8 protein-coding genes are annotated in these 15,392 nt (G+C 69.2%); 4 read left to right on the forward strand and 4 right to left on the reverse strand.

The genetic code is table 11. The features are described from left to right. Positions 1-106: 106 nt before the first annotated feature. Together SNE34_RS07170 and SNE34_RS07175 are read left to right on the forward strand one after the other, a co-directional pair. On the forward strand, positions 107-3,811 hold the full coding sequence (locus tag SNE34_RS07170) for an indolepyruvate ferredoxin oxidoreductase family protein (RefSeq protein WP_332616092.1): 3,705 nt from the start codon (positions 107-109) through the stop codon (positions 3,809-3,811). Positions 3,812-4,043: 232 nt separating this feature from the next. Continuing rightward, the gene (locus tag SNE34_RS07175; protein ID WP_332616094.1) at positions 4,044-6,977 is read left to right on the forward strand and encodes a bifunctional diguanylate cyclase/phosphodiesterase; all 2,934 of its coding nucleotides are present in this window, start codon (positions 4,044-4,046) and stop codon (positions 6,975-6,977) included. An 8-nt stretch (positions 6,978-6,985) separates the two neighbouring features. On the opposite strand, the gene SNE34_RS07180 is transcribed toward SNE34_RS07175, so the two are convergent. Both SNE34_RS07180 and SNE34_RS07185 read right to left on the reverse strand, forming a co-directional pair. Continuing rightward, positions 6,986-8,926: a M61 family metallopeptidase gene (locus SNE34_RS07180; protein ID WP_332616097.1), complete on the reverse strand. Its 1,941-nt coding sequence runs from the start codon at positions 8,924-8,926 to the stop codon at positions 6,986-6,988. A gap of 211 nt (positions 8,927-9,137) precedes the next feature. Further along, positions 9,138-10,781: an NAD(P)/FAD-dependent oxidoreductase gene (locus tag SNE34_RS07185; protein WP_332616099.1), complete on the reverse strand. Its 1,644-nt coding sequence runs from the start codon at positions 10,779-10,781 to the stop codon at positions 9,138-9,140. Between the two features lie 75 nt (positions 10,782-10,856). Here SNE34_RS07185 and SNE34_RS07190 point away from each other — a divergent pair, with 75 nt between their 5' ends. Continuing rightward, positions 10,857-12,335: an MATE family efflux transporter gene (locus SNE34_RS07190; RefSeq protein ID WP_332616101.1), complete on the forward strand. Its 1,479-nt coding sequence runs from the start codon at positions 10,857-10,859 to the stop codon at positions 12,333-12,335. A 222-nt stretch (positions 12,336-12,557) separates the two neighbouring features. Here SNE34_RS07190 and SNE34_RS07195 read toward each other — a convergent pair whose 3' ends face one another. Both SNE34_RS07195 and SNE34_RS07200 read right to left on the reverse strand, forming a co-directional pair. Then, positions 12,558-13,226 carry a DUF938 domain-containing protein gene (locus tag SNE34_RS07195; protein ID WP_332616102.1) on the reverse strand — a complete coding sequence of 223 codons (669 nt, stop codon included), beginning with the start codon at positions 13,224-13,226 and terminating at the stop codon, positions 12,558-12,560. A 200-nt stretch (positions 13,227-13,426) separates the two neighbouring features. Continuing rightward, the gene (locus SNE34_RS07200; RefSeq protein WP_332616514.1) at positions 13,427-14,584 is read right to left on the reverse strand and encodes an MFS transporter; all 1,158 of its coding nucleotides are present in this window, start codon (positions 14,582-14,584) and stop codon (positions 13,427-13,429) included. Positions 14,585-14,705: 121 nt separating this feature from the next. On the opposite strand from SNE34_RS07200, the gene SNE34_RS07205 reads away from it, so the two are divergent. Further along, a complete protein-coding gene (locus tag SNE34_RS07205; RefSeq protein WP_332616104.1) occupies positions 14,706-15,230 on the forward strand; it encodes a hypothetical protein in 525 nt (174 codons plus the stop codon). The last annotated feature ends 162 nt before the right edge of the window (positions 15,231-15,392 follow it).

Raw genomic sequence — 15,392 nt, forward strand, 5'->3', positions numbered from 1 at the left:
GCCGCCACTGCTACAATTACGGGGCTTTGCCCCACGGTTTCGACGCCGTCCGGGCCGGGCGCCCTTTCGCAGCCACCCCGCGGCCCCCGCCGCGCCGGAGCCACGCATGACCAGTACCGCCGAACTCACCTCGCCGTCGTCGGCGAACATTGTCGACCCCGACTACTCGCTGGACCACAAATACAGCCGCGAAACCGGCCGGATCTACCTGTCGGGCGTGCAGGCGCTGGTGCGGCTGCCACTGATGCAGCGGCTGCGCGACCAGGCCGCCGGGCTCGACACCGCCGGCTTCATCTCCGGCTACCGCGGTTCGCCGCTGGGTGGGTTCGACCTGGAGCTGTGGCGCGCCAAGAAGCACCTCGAGGCCGCCGGGGTGAAGTTCGCCCCCGGACTCAATGAGGACCTCGGCGCGACCATGGTCTGGGGCACCCAGCAGACCCAGCTGTTCCCGGGCGCGAAACACCAGGGCGTGTTCGGCATGTGGTACGGCAAGGGCCCGGGCGTGGACCGCAGCGGCGACGTGTTCAAGCACGCCAACGCCGCCGGCACCGCGCCGCTGGGTGGCGTGCTCGCGCTCGCGGCCGACGACCACGCATGTCGCTCGTCGACCCTGCCGCACGGCTCGGAAGGCGAATTCACCAGCGCGATGATGCCGATCCTCAACCCGGCGGGCGTGCAGGACATCCTCGACATGGGGGCGATCGGCTGGGCGATGTCGCGCTACACCGGGCGCTGGATCGGCTTCAAGACGATCGCCGAGACGGTCGAGTCGTCGGCCTCGGTCGACGTCAACCCGCTGGCCTTGCAGATCGTCACCCCGGACGATTTCGAGATGCCGGTCGGCGGCCTCAACATCCGCTGGCCGGACCCGCCGATGGACCAGGAGATGCGCCTGCACCGTTACGCGGTGAAGGCCGCGCAGGCGTTCGCGCGGGCCAACCGGATCGACCGCATCGTGATCGATTCGCCCAACCCCAAGCTCGGCATTATCACCACCGGCAAGTCCTACCTCGACGTGCTGACCGCGCTGGAATACCTCGGCCTCGACGAGCGCGCCTGCTCCGACCTCGGCATCCGCGTCTACAAGGTCGGCATGACCTGGCCGCTGGAGCCGGTCGGCCTGCGCAATTTCGTGCGCGGCCTGTCCGACATCCTGGTGGTCGAGGAGAAGCACGCCTTCATCGAGAACCAGATGAAGGAGTCGATGTACAACTGGCGTGAGGCCGACTTCGGCGGCGCGCGGCCGAGCATCATCGGCAAGTACGACGAGTCCGGCGCGTGGATCCTGCCGAGCACCGGCGAGCTGACCCCGGCGACGATCGCCGGCGTGATCGGTCGGCGCATCCAGAAGAACATCGCGCTCGACGCCGGCGCCAGCGAGCGCATGGACAACGTGCTGCAGTGGATGGCGCAGAAGGAAGCCGAACTGGCGCTGCCGCGGGCGAACTTCCCGCGCGTCCCGCACTACTGCTCGGGCTGCCCGCACAACACCTCGACCGTGGTGCCGGAAGGTTCGCGCGCGCTGGGCGGCATCGGCTGCCATTACATGGTCACCTGGATGGACCGCTCGACCGACACCTACACCCACATGGGCGGCGAAGGCGTGACCTGGGCCGGGCAGGCGGCGTTCACCGACACCGAGCACGTATTCCAGAACCTCGGTGACGGCACCTACTTTCATTCGGGTTCGCTGGCGATCCGCCAGGCGATCGCCGCCGGGGTCAACATCACCTACAAGATCCTCTACAACGACGCGGTCGCGATGACCGGCGGGCAGCCGGTCGACGGCCAGCTGTCGGTGCCGCAGATCGCGCACCAGGTACGCAGCGAAGGCGTGCAGGCGATCGTGGTGGTGTCGGACGACATCGCCAAGTGGAGCGATCGATCGCTCTTCCCGGCTGGCGTCGAGTTCGAGGATCGCAAGCATCTCGACGACGTGCAGAAGCGCCTGCGCGAGACCAAGGGCACCACCGTCCTGATCTACGACCAGACCTGCGCGACCGAGAAGCGCCGCCGCCGCAAGCGCGGCAAGATGGTCGATCCGGCCAAGCGCGTCATGGTCAACTCGCTGGTCTGCGAGGGCTGCGGCGACTGCGGCAAGAAGTCGTTCTGCGTGTCGGTGTTGCCGAAGGAAACCGAGTTCGGCCGCAAGCGCGATATCGATCAATCGAATTGCAACAAGGATTACAGCTGCGTCGAGGGTTTCTGCCCGAGCTTCGTCACCGTCGAGGGCGGCGCGCTGAAGAAGAAGCAAGGCAGCGCCAAGAAGGATCTGCTCGCCAATCTGCCGCTGCCGACCCTGCCGGCGCTAGACAAGCCGTGGAACATCCTGATCACCGGCGTCGGCGGCACCGGCGTGGTCACCATCGGCGCGCTGCTCGGCATGGCCGGGCATCTGGAAGGCAAGGGCGCGACCGTGCTCGACCAGACCGGCCTGGCGCAGAAGGGCGGCGCGGTCACCACCCACATCCGCATCGCCAACACCCCGGCCGACATCCACGCGGTGCGCATCGCCGCCGGTGAAGCGGACCTGGTGCTCGGTTGCGACATGGTCGTGGTCAACGACTACTGGGCGCTGTCGAAGGTCCGCGGCGGCCGCTCGACCGTGGTGCTCAACAGCTACGAGGCGATGCCGGGCACGTTCACCACCCGCCCGGACATGCAGTTCCCGGCGACCGACATCATCGACGCGGTGCGCAAGGCGCTCGGCGGCGAGGAGCCGGTCGTCGTGGATGCGACCCAACTCGCGACCGCGCTGCTGGGCGACGCGATCATGTCGAACCTGTTCATCCTCGGCCACGCCTGGCAGCAGGGGCTGGTGCCGCTGTCGTTCGAGTCGATCATGCGTGCGGTCGAACTCAACGGCGCGGCGATCGACAAGAACAAGGCGGCGTTCGCCTGGGGCCGGCTCGCGGTGGTCGATCCGGCTGCTGTGGCCGAGGCCGCCGGACTGGTGCGCAACGTGCCGACGCTGGCCGAAGCGACCCCGCACACGCTGCCGATGCTCGGCGCCGGCCAGTGGGAAGGCCACGAGTTCGGTAGCCCGTCGGCACCGCGCGCGACCGCGGCGCAGGACGAGCTGCGCCACGTGCCCGAGCATGCCGCGGGCGGCGACAACCTCGCGTTCCTGCCGCTCGACGACGCCCGCCTGTCGCGTTCGCTCGACGAGGTGATCGCGCGTCGGGTCGCGTTCCTGACCGACTACCAGGACGCCGCCTACGCCCGCCGCTACGCCGACTTCGTCGGCAAGGTGCGCGAGGCCGAACACGCCCGCGTCGCCGCCAGCAGCGACCTGACCGAAGCGGTCGCGCGCTACGCGTTCAAGCTGATGGCCTACAAGGACGAGTACGAAGTCGCGCGGCTGTACACCAGCGGTGACTTCATGCGCCGGGTGAAGCAGCAGTTCGATGGCGACTTCAAGCTCAAGTTCCACCTCGCCCCACCGCTGCTGGCAAAGAAGGACGCGCACGGCCGTGGCGTGAAGCGCGAGTTCGGGCCGTGGGTGTTCACCGCGTTCAGTGTGTTGGCGAAACTGCGCCGGCTGCGCGGCACCGCCCTCGACGTGTTCGGCTACACCGACGAGCGCAGGATGGAGCGTCGCCTGATCGGCGAGTATTTCGCCACCATCGAGGCGCTGCTGCCGAAGCTCGACCGCGGCAACCTCGACCTCGCCGTCGAGATCGCCACGATCCCCGAGCACATCCGCGGCTACGGCCACGTCAAGGACGAGCACCTGGCCAAGGCCAAGGCGCGCGAAGCGCAATTGCTGGCCGAGTGGGACAACCCGCTGCGGCTGGTCCAGGTGGCCTGACGCCGCCACCGTGTCGACTCCGGAAAACCCCGCGAAAGCGGGGTTTTTCATGTCCGTTAGCGGCCAAAGCCCCGGCTAAAGGTTTGGGACAATGCGCCGATAACGTCGACGGGCGGCTCCGTGTTGCGGCCCGGGACCCATCAATGTTGTACCGACCCTGCCATCACCAACCTTCCGGCGCGTACCCCCGCGACAGCCGCGGCACTCGACGCATTCGATGCGGCGGTGGCCGATGAACCGCGCCGGCGGCGTCGCCGAGGACTGGCGCGAGCTGCTGCTGGCCGCGGTGAGCGCAGACGAGGTGATCGCCGCGGTCGAACGGATCGCCCGCTCGTTGCCGGTCGTGCGACAGGCCCGGTTGCTGTGGGAACTCGGCGGCGCCGACCACCGCCTGGACGATGCCGGGCAGCAGGCGTTCGCCGATGCCGCCGTCGCCGAAGGCGCGCCGCAGTTCAGTGCCGCTGGCCGCCACATGGCGATCCCGCTGCCCGCCAGCACCGCAGTGCTGCTGCTCGAGACCTGCGGCGGCGGCGCCAACGCCGCGCTGGCCGACGAACTGGCGGCGCCGTTGAAGGTGGCCGACCGCCAGTTGCGCCACCGCAATCGCCTGGCCGAGCTCGAACGCGAAGTGCTGCGGCTGGAGCACGCCGAGCAACTCCAGCGTGCGCTGTTCGCGATCTCCGGGCTGGCCGGCTCCGATCGCGACATGGCCGAGGTGCTGCGCGGCATCCACGACATCGTCGGCACCCTGATGTACGCCGACAACTTCTTCATCGTCCTGCGCGACGGCACCCACGACACCATCCGCATGCTGTATTTCGTCGACGTGCAGGACCCCGCGCCGTTCGACGAACTGCCCTGCGACGACATCCGCCACTCCGCGACCTGGTACGTGCTGCGCGATGGCAAGGCGCTGCGTGGCGACCATGCACAGCTGTGCAACCAGGTGGACGGGCCGATGCGCGTGTTCGGTTCCGACAGTCCCGCCTGGCTTGGCGTGCCGATGCAGCGCGAGGGCGTGACCCACGGCGCCATCGTGGTGCAGAACTACCAGCCGGGCATCTGCTTCAGCGAAGCCGACCAGGAGCTGCTGACGTTCGTCGCCAGCCACATCCTGACCACCCTGGAGCGCAAGCGCAGCACCGAGTCGCTGGAGCACAACGTCAAGCTGCGGACGCAGGAGCTGGCCCAGGCCAACTGCGACCTGCAGCTGGAGGTGGCCGAGCGCCAGCGCGCCGAACGGCTGCAGACGGCGCTGTTCCAGATCGCCCAGCTGGCCACCGAGGACATCGGCGAGGAGGCGTTCTACGCCCGCATCCACGGCGTGGTCGGCCAGCTGTTGAACGCCGAGAACTTCTTCATCGCATTGGTCTCCGACGATGGAACCTCGCTGGAGTTCCCGTACTACGTCGACATCCAGCTGAAGCGCAAGCGCGAGGGACGGCCGCTGGCACGCGGGCTCAGCGAATATGTGTTGCGCCATCGCCGACCGCTCCTGATCGACGCCGAGCTCGAAGCCGAACTGATTCGCAGCGGCGAGATCATCCCGTCGCAGTACCAGCATCCGACATCCAACTGCTGGCTCGGGGTTCCGCTGTTCTCCGGCGACGAGGCGATCGGGCTGGTCGCGGTGCAGAGCTACGACCCGGCTGTGGTGTACGGCCCGGCCGACCAGGAGCTGCTCGGCTTCGCCGCCTCGCAGATCGCCAACAGCCTGCATCGCCGGCGCAGCGCGCAGTTCCGGCAGCAGGCTTACGCGCAACTGGAGGAACGCGTGGCCGAGCGCACCCTCGAACTGCGCCGGCAGATCCGCGAGCGCGAGCAGGTCCAGCAGCAGTTGCAGCACGAGGTCATGCACGATGCCCTGACCGGCCTGCCCAACCGTGGCCAGCTGCACGCGCGCATCGAGACCCTGCTCGCGCAGTTGCCGGACGACCCGGCGCGACGCTGTGCGCTGCTGTACCTCGATGTCGATCGCTTCAAGGTGATCAACGACAACCTCGGCCATCTCGCCGGCGACGAGTTCCTGCGCGAGATCGGCCGCCGGCTGCAGGCCTGCGTGCGCAAGCCCGACCTGGTGGCACGGCTGTCGGGCGACGAGTTCGCGATCCTGCTGGAGAACGTGCCGCCCGGCGGCGACCCGGGATGCACCACTCCGGCCGCGGTGGCGCAGCGGGTGCTGGAGCTGGTGACCGAGCCGATGCAGATCGCCGGCCGCGTGCTGGAACCGTCGGCGAGCATCGGCATCGCGGTCGGCGATGCGCGCTACCAGCGCGCCGACGAGCTCGTGCGCGATGCCGACACCGCGCTGTACCGGGCCAAGGCGCTCGGCCGCCGGCGCTGGCAGCTGTTCGACGCGTCGCTGCAGGCGTCCGCGATCGACGTGCTGGCGGTCGAGGCCGAGCTGCGCGAGGCGATCCAGCACGACCAGCTCGAGCCGTACCTGCAGCCGATCGTGCGCCTGGACAGCGGCGAACTGGTCGGGCACGAGGCGCTGCTGCGCTGGAACCATCCGCAACGCGGGGTGCTGGGCCCCGGCGACTTCCTGCAGGTGGCCGAGGACAGTGGCCTGATCGAGACGATCGACTGGCGGATGTTCAAGCGCAGCCTGGCCCAGGCGGCCACGCGCCCCGACGACGGCTACCTGACGATCAACGTCGCCCCGCGCCATTTGCGCCGCGAGGATTTCGACCTGCGCCTGCTGGAGTTGCTGTCACGCACCGGCCTGCCACCCTCACGACTGGTGATCGAGGTCACCGAAGGCTCGCTGCTGGACGACCCCGAGCGGGTGCGGGCGGTGCTCGGGCGGTTGCAGGCGCACGGGGTCGGCATCGCCCTGGACGATTTCGGCACCGGCTACTCCTCGCTGAGCTACCTGCACACCTTCCCGCTGCGGATGATCAAGATCGACCGCACCTTCCTGGCCGCACTCGGCAAGCAGAGCAACTGCGCCGCGGTGGTGTCGGCGGTGATCGCGCTGGCCCGCGCGCTCGACATGCAGGTGGTGGCCGAGGGCATCGAAACCGCCGAGCAGCACCGGATCCTGCTCGGGCTGGGGTGCGAGTTCGGACAGGGCTACCTGTTCGGCCGTCCGGCGCCGGTTGGACGCGACGGCGCGACGGCGGCCCGTCAACAGGCGCCGGCCGCGGTTCCGGACGCCCTGTAGGAGCGGGGTTACAGCGGCTGCAGGATCTCGCCCAGGCGATCCCTGGTGCCCTCGATCCGCTGCAGGTGCGGGTACTTCAGGCCCTCGCGGTAGTCCAGCTGCACCGTCTTCACCACCTCGCCGTGCCGGACCACCAGCTCGATCGGGGTGCCGTCCTTCTTGCCGGCCCGGATCGCGTCGTCCAGCAGGTCGGTGTCGAACGCGTAGCCGTTGACCGCGAGCAATGTGGCGCCCGGCGCGATGCCGGCGTTGAACGCCGGCCCGTCCCAACGCACCGAACCCACTTCGGCGTCCTTCTTCGACACCACCATGCCCAGCGAGGCGGTGTAGTCGGCGGCCTTGCGCGATGACAGCACGCCCTTGTGGTAGTCGCTGGGCGCGTCGGTGTAGACCAGTTTCCAGCCGCTCGCGGCCAGCCCATCGAGCGGCGGCGCGTTGGCGTCGAGGCGGCTGCGCAGGAACGTCGACCAGTCGCCGTCCGGCTCGATCGCGTCGAGCGCGGCGACCACGTCGGCGAACACGTACGGCTTGACCTCCCAGCTGCCGTCGTCGACGCCGAAGAACGCACTGGCGAAGTCGTCCAGCGAGCGGCGGCCGTTCGACAACTCGCGCAGGCGGGCATCGACCGCCAGCCAGATCAGCGCGCCGGCGTTGTAGTAGTCCTCGCTGAGCTGGTAGCTGCGATACGGCTGCGGCCGGCGCATCGAGATGATCGGGTCGTAGGTGGTGTCCTGGACGTTGCGCCATTCCAGCCCCGGGCGGTCGGTGGCATAGGTCGAGGCGACCAGCGCCAGCGCGCCGAGCGCGTCGTCCTTCTCCCACAGCCCCGAGCGCGCGGCCAGCACCATGCCCCAGTACTGGGTCTGGCCCTCGTACACCCACAGCAGCGAATCCTGCATCGGCACGTGGAAGTTCGGCGTCGCCAGCCCGGCCGGGCGGCGGAACTTGCCGTTCCAGGAGTGCACGAACTCGTGCGGCAGCAGGTCGCGCGCGGCGACGTGGTCGTCCCAGTCGCTGAAGTAACCCGGCTTGACCCCGTTCTCGCTGGAGCGGTGGTGCTCCAGGCCCTGCCCGCCCATGCGGTCCGACAGCGACAGCAGGAAGTCGTAGTGATCGAAGTGCTGCGAGTCGAACAGCTTGTAGGCCTGGTCGACCAGCTCGCGGTGTTTGTCGACCTGCTCGTCCTCGGTCTCGAGGTACTTCGGCGCGTCGGCGACGATGTCGAGCATCACCGGGATCTCCGCGCCCGGGTCGAGGTCGACCCGCTTGAAGTGGCGGCCGGCGTATACCGGCGAATCCTGCAGCACCTCGAAGCTGACCGTGCCGTAGCGCAGGGTGTCGCCCTCGCGCCGCTGCAGTTCCAGCGCGGTGCCGGCCTGCCAGCCCGCCGGCAGCACCAGGCTCGGCGTCACCGGGATGTTGCCGGCGTGGTAGCCGGCCGGGTACAGCGCGACCGTGCCCCACTGCACGTTGAGCATGTCGTGGGTCATCACCACCCGGCCCTCGTCGCTGGCGGTCGGGGTCAGCATGTCGAACTGCACGTCGAGCGCACTGACGCCGGCCGGCACCTCGAGCTTGAACGCGTAGACGTCGAGCGGATCGCGCCGCCACACCAGCGGCTGGCCGTTGGCGCTGACCCCGAGCCCGGCGAGCTTGTTGATCGGGCCGTCGGGGCGGTGCTTGCCGGGGATCCACTTCGGGAACAGCAGGGTGATCGGACCGGCTTGCACCGGGATCTGCTGGCTGACGTGCAGCACCCGCCGGGCGACGTCGGTCGCGTCGACGGTCAGCGTCATCGTGCCGGGATAGGCGCTGTCGACCAGCGCGCCCTGCGGCGACACCGCCTCGGCGAGCGACGGCGCGGTGGTGGCGGGCGACTGCGCGAGCGCGATCGACAACGGCAGCAGCGCCAGCAACGGCAACGCGGCGGACGGGCGGAACTTCGACATCGACAAACCCCGGTGGTGGCAATTGCCCCATCCTACGGACCCGGGTCGTCATGGCCCCTGCCAAACGGCACGGGCGGGTGAGACGCAGATCTACGGTCGACGTCCGAATGTAGGAGCGACGTGAGTCGCGACCCGCCGAACGTTGGAGGTCATGTACAGGTCGCGACTTACGTCGCTCCTACGGCGGACGGATGCCCCGCAAGACGGGACCTCAGACCGCGATCATGCTCAGCGCCACCGCTTCGGCGGCCTTGATGCCGTCGACGCCGGCCGAGAGGATGCCACCGGCATACCCGGCGCCCTCGCCGGCGGGGAACAGGCCGCGGGTGTTGAGGCTGTGGCCGTCGACGCCGCGGGTGATCCGCACCGGCGAGGAGGTGCGGGTCTCGACCCCGGTCAACACCGCATCGTCCATGCCGAAACCGCGCAACTGCTTGTCGAACGCCGGCAGTGCCTCGCGGATCGCGGCGATCGCGTAGTCCGGCAGCGACCGGCCGAGGTCGCCCAGCCGCACCCCGGGGGTGTACGACGGCAGCACCGTGCCGAACCCGGTCGACGGCGCGTCGCGGAGGAAGTCGCCGACCAGTTGCGCCGGTGCCTCGTACTCGCCGCCGCCGAGCTCGAACGCGCGCGCCTCCCAGTGCCGCTGCAGGGCGATGCCGGCGAGCGGGCCATCACCGTAGGCGGCGTAATCCTCCGGCGTGATCGCGCAGACGATCGCGGCGTTGGCATTGCGCTCGTTGCGCGAGTACTGGCTCATGCCGTTGGTGACCACCCGTCCCGGCTCGCTCGCGGCGGCGACCACGGTGCCGCCCGGGCACATGCAGAAGCTGTAGACCGAGCGGCCGTTGCGGCAGTGATGGACCAGCTTGTAGTCGGCGGCGCCGAGCAGCGGATGCCCGGCCTGCGGACCGAACCGGGCGTTGTCGATCAGCGATTGCGGATGCTCGATGCGGAAGCCGATCGAGAAGGGTTTGGCCTCGACGAACACCCCGCGCGCATGCAGCATCGCGAAGCTGTCGCGGGCGCTGTGGCCGAGCGCCATCACCACGTGGTCGGCGCGCAGCTCGCTGCCGTCGGCCAGCACCACGCCGCGCACCTGGCGGTTGCCGGCGCTGTGGGTCTCGACCACGACGTCGTCGACCCGCTGGCTGAAGCGGACCTGGCCGCCGAGCGACTCGATCGTCGCGCGCATCTGCTCGACCATCGACACCAGCCGGAAGGTGCCGATGTGCGGCTTGCTGACGTAGGCGATCTCCTCCGGCGCGCCGGCCTTGACGAACTCGGTCAGCACCTTGCGGCCGTGGTGGTGCGGATCGCGGATCTGGCTGTACAGCTTGCCGTCGGAGAACGTGCCGGCGCCGCCTTCGCCGAACTGCACGTTCGATTCCGGGTTGAGGATCTTGTTGCGCCACAGGCCCCAGGTGTCCCTGGTGCGCTCGCGCACCGCCTTGCCGCGCTCGAGGATGATCGGCCGGAAACCCATCTGCGCGAGCACCAGTCCGGCGAACAGTCCGCACGGGCCGAAGCCGACCACGACCGGCCGCAGTGGTAACCGCGCTGGGGCGCGGGCGACGAACCTGTAAGAGGTGTCCGGGGTTGGTGCGACCTTCGGCGGCCCGGCATTGGCGCTCGCGGGCGGCAGCCGCTGCAGGATCTCGGCCTCGCGCGGGGTCTCGACGTCGACCGAATAGATCAGCACGATTCCGCCGCGCCGGCGCGCGTCATAGCTGCGCTTGGCCACGGTGTAGCCGGTGAGCTCGTCGGCGCCGATGCCGAGCCGCGCGAGGATCGCCTCGGCCAGCGCCGGTTCGGGGTGGTCGAGGGGCAACTTGAGGTCGGTCAGTCGGAGCATGCGGAATTATTGCGTATTCGCGTCCCATCCACCGCGTCCCGCTAAGCTGGCCGCCCCTCCGTCGCCCGGGCGCCGATGCAGCCGCGCAACCTCACCGAAGGGCCGATCGCCCGCACCCTGTTCGTGTTCGCCCTGCCGATCCTCGGCGGCAACGTGCTGCAGTCGCTCAACGGCTCGGTCAATGCGATCTGGGTCGGCCGCTTCCTTGGCGAGGAGGCGCTGGGGGCGATCGCCAACGCCAACAACATCATGTTCCTGCTGCTCGGCGGGGTGTTCGGCTTCGGCATGGCCTCGACCATCCTGGTCGGCCAGGCGATGGGCCGGCGCGACCTGGCCGGGGCGCGCCGGGTGATCGGTTCGGCGGCGACGTTCTTCCTCGGCATCTCGGTGCTGCTGGCGGCGATCGGGCTGCCGCTGTCGCGCCACGTGCTGGTGTGGATGTCGACGCCGGAAGCGGCGCTGCCGCTGGCCGATGCGTACCTGAAAGTGATCTTCCTGGCGCTGCCACTGCTGTACGCGTTCGCGTTCCTGTCGGCGATCCTGCGTGGCGCCGGCGACACCCGCACGCCGTTCGTGTTCCTGTTGCTGGCGGTGGTGCTCGACATCGGGCTGGTGCCGCTGCTGATGTTCGGGGTCGGGCCGCTGCCGGAGATGGGCATGGCCGGCAGCGCGATGGCAACGCTGGTGGCCAACGCGATCGCGCTGGCGGCGATGCTGGGCTGGCTGCGCCACAAGCGCCATCCGCTGTGGATTGGTCGCCATGAAGGTCACCTGTTCAAGCCCGACTGGACCATCGTGCGCACGCTGGTCACCAAGGGCGTGCCGATGGGGCTGCAGATGGTGATGATCTCGCTGGCGATGATCGCGATGATCACCATGGTCAACGCCTACGGCACCCACACCACTGCCGCCTATGGTGCGGCGTTGCAGCTGTGGACCTACGTGCAGATGCCGGCGATGGCGATCGGCGCGGCGTGTTCGTCGATGGCGGCTCAGAACGTGGGTGCCGGCAACTGGCCGCGGGTGGAGGCGACCACCCGCGCCGGGGTCGGTTTCAACTTCCTGCTGACCGGCGCATTGATCGCGCCGCTGATCCTGCTGGACCGTTTCACCCTGGCGATGTTCATGCCGACCGGCAGCGAGGCGTTGGAGATCGCGCGCCATCTCAACCACATCGCGGTGTGGTCGTTCCTGTTCTTCGGGGTGACCTTCGTGATTGCCGGCGTGGTGCGCTCGACCGGCGCGGTGGTGCCGCCGCTGATCATTTTGGGGCTGGCGTTGTGGGGGGTGCGGGTGCCGTTCGCGAACTGGCTGCAGCCGCAGTTCGGGGTCGATGCGATCTGGTGGAGCTTCCCGGTCAGCGCGGCGGTGTCGATGGTGTTGTCGCTGGGCTACTACAAATGGGGCCGCTGGCGCGAGGCGCGGATGCTGCCGGTCGATCCGGATGCGATCGCGATTCCGTCGGAGGTGCCGGCGCAGGCGCCGTCGCCGGTGGCGGACGAGGGGGCCCGGCTGGAAGGCGACGACGGGGAAGCGGTGGCGATGCCGCGTTGAAGTGCTGGCGTTGGAGTGCTGGCGGCGGTAGCGGCGTTGAGTGTTCGCGCGGGTTTTGGTCGGCGGTGCGGGCGGCGTTTGCGGTGGTCGCGTGAAGGCGGACGGGCGGGGCCATCGCGAGTCGCTCCCCGATACTCGCTTGGTCGCGATGGCCCCACCCGCCCGCCGCCGGAATCGCGACGCTACCGGCCGGTAGGAGCGACGTCAGTCGCGACCTGTACATCAACCGGGGGCTCGGCTGCCGCGCTCCGATTCGCCGGTCTCGGGGGAACCGCACGTGCCGCGGCGCCATACCACGCAGCGGTTGTTCGCCGGCATCGCCACGTCGGCCTGCAACACCAGTCCGGCGCCGCGCGCCAGCGCGTCGACCGCCTCGAAATCGCGGATGCCCGAGGCCGGGTCGCGCGCGCGCAACCAGCCGTCGAACTCGCGGTTGCTGTCGCTGGTGAAGCGGCCGCCATGGTTGAACGGGCCGTACACCACCAACGTTCCGTCGGCCGCCAGCACCGTATCGATGCCGGCAAAGAGCCGCTCCACCGACGGCCAACCCATGATGTGCAGCGTGTTGGCACTGAACACCCCGTCGAACCGCTCGCCGCCCTCTGCACGCGGCCACGGTCCGGTATCGACATCGAGTTTCAGCGGCGCCGGCGTGTTCGGCAGCGCCGCCTGGTCGAGCCACACGCGGATGCCCGGCAGGTGTTCCGGCCGGTCGCTGCATTGCCACGACAGCCACGGCATCGCCGCCGCGAAATGCACCGCGTGCTGGCCGGTGCCGCTGCCGACCTCGAGCACATGCCGCGCCTCGGCGAAGTGTTCAAGCAGCACCGCGAGGATCGGTTCGCGATTGCGCTCGCAGGCGGGTGAGAATGGTTTGTCGACAGACATCATGGTTGGTAGCAACGGCGGGGGTCCAGTGTCGCCGACTCACGATCGCGGCTGAAGCCGCTCCTACAATGGCGTCGGCCGACGCGCGATTGTGTGGATGCCAACTCCGGCCAAATCTCGGCTGACTTCACACGCCGACGCGGCGACCTGCCCGAAGCCCGCATTCCCGACCCGGAAGTCCGCGCGCTCCACCCGACTTCGCGTCAGCCTTCTTCCGCCACCACCATCAACCGCCGCTCGTCCCACCGCGCCCAGGCATAGACCAGCAGCCCACCCACAGCGGTCGCCGCACCGACATAGCCGGTCGAAGTCCAACCGAATCCGGCGCTGATCGCGAGTCCACCCAACCACGGCCCAAGCGCATTGGCCGCATTGAACGCCGCGTGGTTGGAAGCCGCGGCAAGCGTCTGCGCCTCGCCCGCGACATCCATCAACCGCGTCTGCAGCACCGGCGCCAGCGCGCCCATGGTTCCGACGGCGACCACCGCCGGCAGCATCGTCCACAACGCGCCCGCGGCGACCGGATAGACCAGCAGCACCAGCGCCGACCACGCCAGGATCACCGCGCCGGCGCGGAACTGCAGGCGGTCGACCAGCCAGCCGCCGGCGAGGTTGCCGATGATCGAGCCGACCCCGAACACGCCCATCGCGATCGGGATCCAGCCATCGCTGGTGCCGGTCACTTCGGTCAGCGTCGGCGCGAGATAGCTGAAGGCGCAGAACATGCCCGCGAAGCCGACCGCGCCGATCAGCAATGTCAGCCAGACCTGCGAGGTGTTGAACGCGCGCATCTCACGCAACGGCGTCTGCCGCGGCTCCGACGGGTCCGCCGCCAGCGAGCGCGCGACCATCGTCACCGTCAGCAGCGCGACCATGGCGACCAGCGCGAACGTGTAGCGCCAGCTCAGTTCCTGCCCCAGCCAGGTCGCGAGCGGGTTGCCGACCAGGATCGCGATCGACAGGCCCAGCATCACCCGGCTGATCGCCGCTCCGCGCTGGCCGGGGCCGCTGATGGACGCGGCGACCAGCATCGCCACGCCGAAGTACGCCCCATGCGGCAGGCCGGCGATGAAGCGGAACGCCAGCATCGCGTGGTAGTTGGGCGCGAACGCGGTCGCCAGGTTGGCTAGCGCGTAGAACCCCATCAGCGCCAGCAGCAGCGAACGCCGCGGCAGGCGCGCGCCGAGGATCGCCAGCAGCGGAGCGCCGACCACCACGCCGAGCGCGTAGGCGCTGATCAGGTGGCCGACCTGCGGCTCGGTGATGCCGAAGCCCTGTACCAGGCTCGGCATCAGGCCCATCATCGCGAACTCGCTGGTGCCGATCGCGAAGCCGCCCATCGCCAGCGCGAACAGGATCATGGCGTAGCCGCGCTGGTTGCGCTGGTCGGCTGTCAGGGGCGTGGCGTCCGCCAATTCGGGATCCTTGCGGGAATCAATCGCGTATTGTGCATCGCAGCATGGCGGACTTGGGTAACGGCAGATGAAACAGGGCGTTGCAGGGCCACGCATTCGCTGGCCGATGCCGGACGGCGGCGACAGTCTGGTGCTGCCGATCGCGCCGGACTGCTGGCCGCCACCGCGGCATGGGGTCGAGATCGACGGCGTCGCGTTCACGCCCAAGCCCGAACTCCACATCACCGTTATCGGGAATCGTCTCGGCCGCGAGCTGCGCGAGGTATTCGCGGCGGCCTGGCTTCGCGTGGCAGTGGCGGTGGCATTCGATGCCCTGGACTGGCGGTACACCTCCAGCGGAAGGACCTGGCTGCTGCGAAAATCCTACGTCGAGGATGGTCGGCTGCGCGTCGCCCACTCGATCATCGAGCGCGTCGAGCTGCCGGCGATGGCGCCGTTCCACCGTGAACTGGAGCGGCTGCTGGGGCGCCAGCTTCCGGTGCCGCCGCCGCACGTGACGCTGTATGTCGCTGAGAGGGCGCAGGGGATCGGTGTATCGAGCGCGGCGCGGCTACGGGCGTTCGCGGTTCGCGAGGTGCACGGGCTTTTGTAGGAGCGGCTTTAGCCGCGATCCTGGAACCGGCGCGGGCGGACGATTTCCGATCGCGGCTAAAGCCGCTCCTACAGAAAGCAGGTCGCGACGACTGAATCATTCATCCGCCGTCTCACCGGTTGCGACGCGGTGCTGCTCTACTGCGCGCCTTTGGCGGGAGCG

The organism is Novilysobacter erysipheiresistens (genome assembly GCF_036663935.1).
GTDB classification, from domain to species: domain Bacteria; phylum Pseudomonadota; class Gammaproteobacteria; order Xanthomonadales; family Xanthomonadaceae; genus Novilysobacter; species Novilysobacter erysipheiresistens.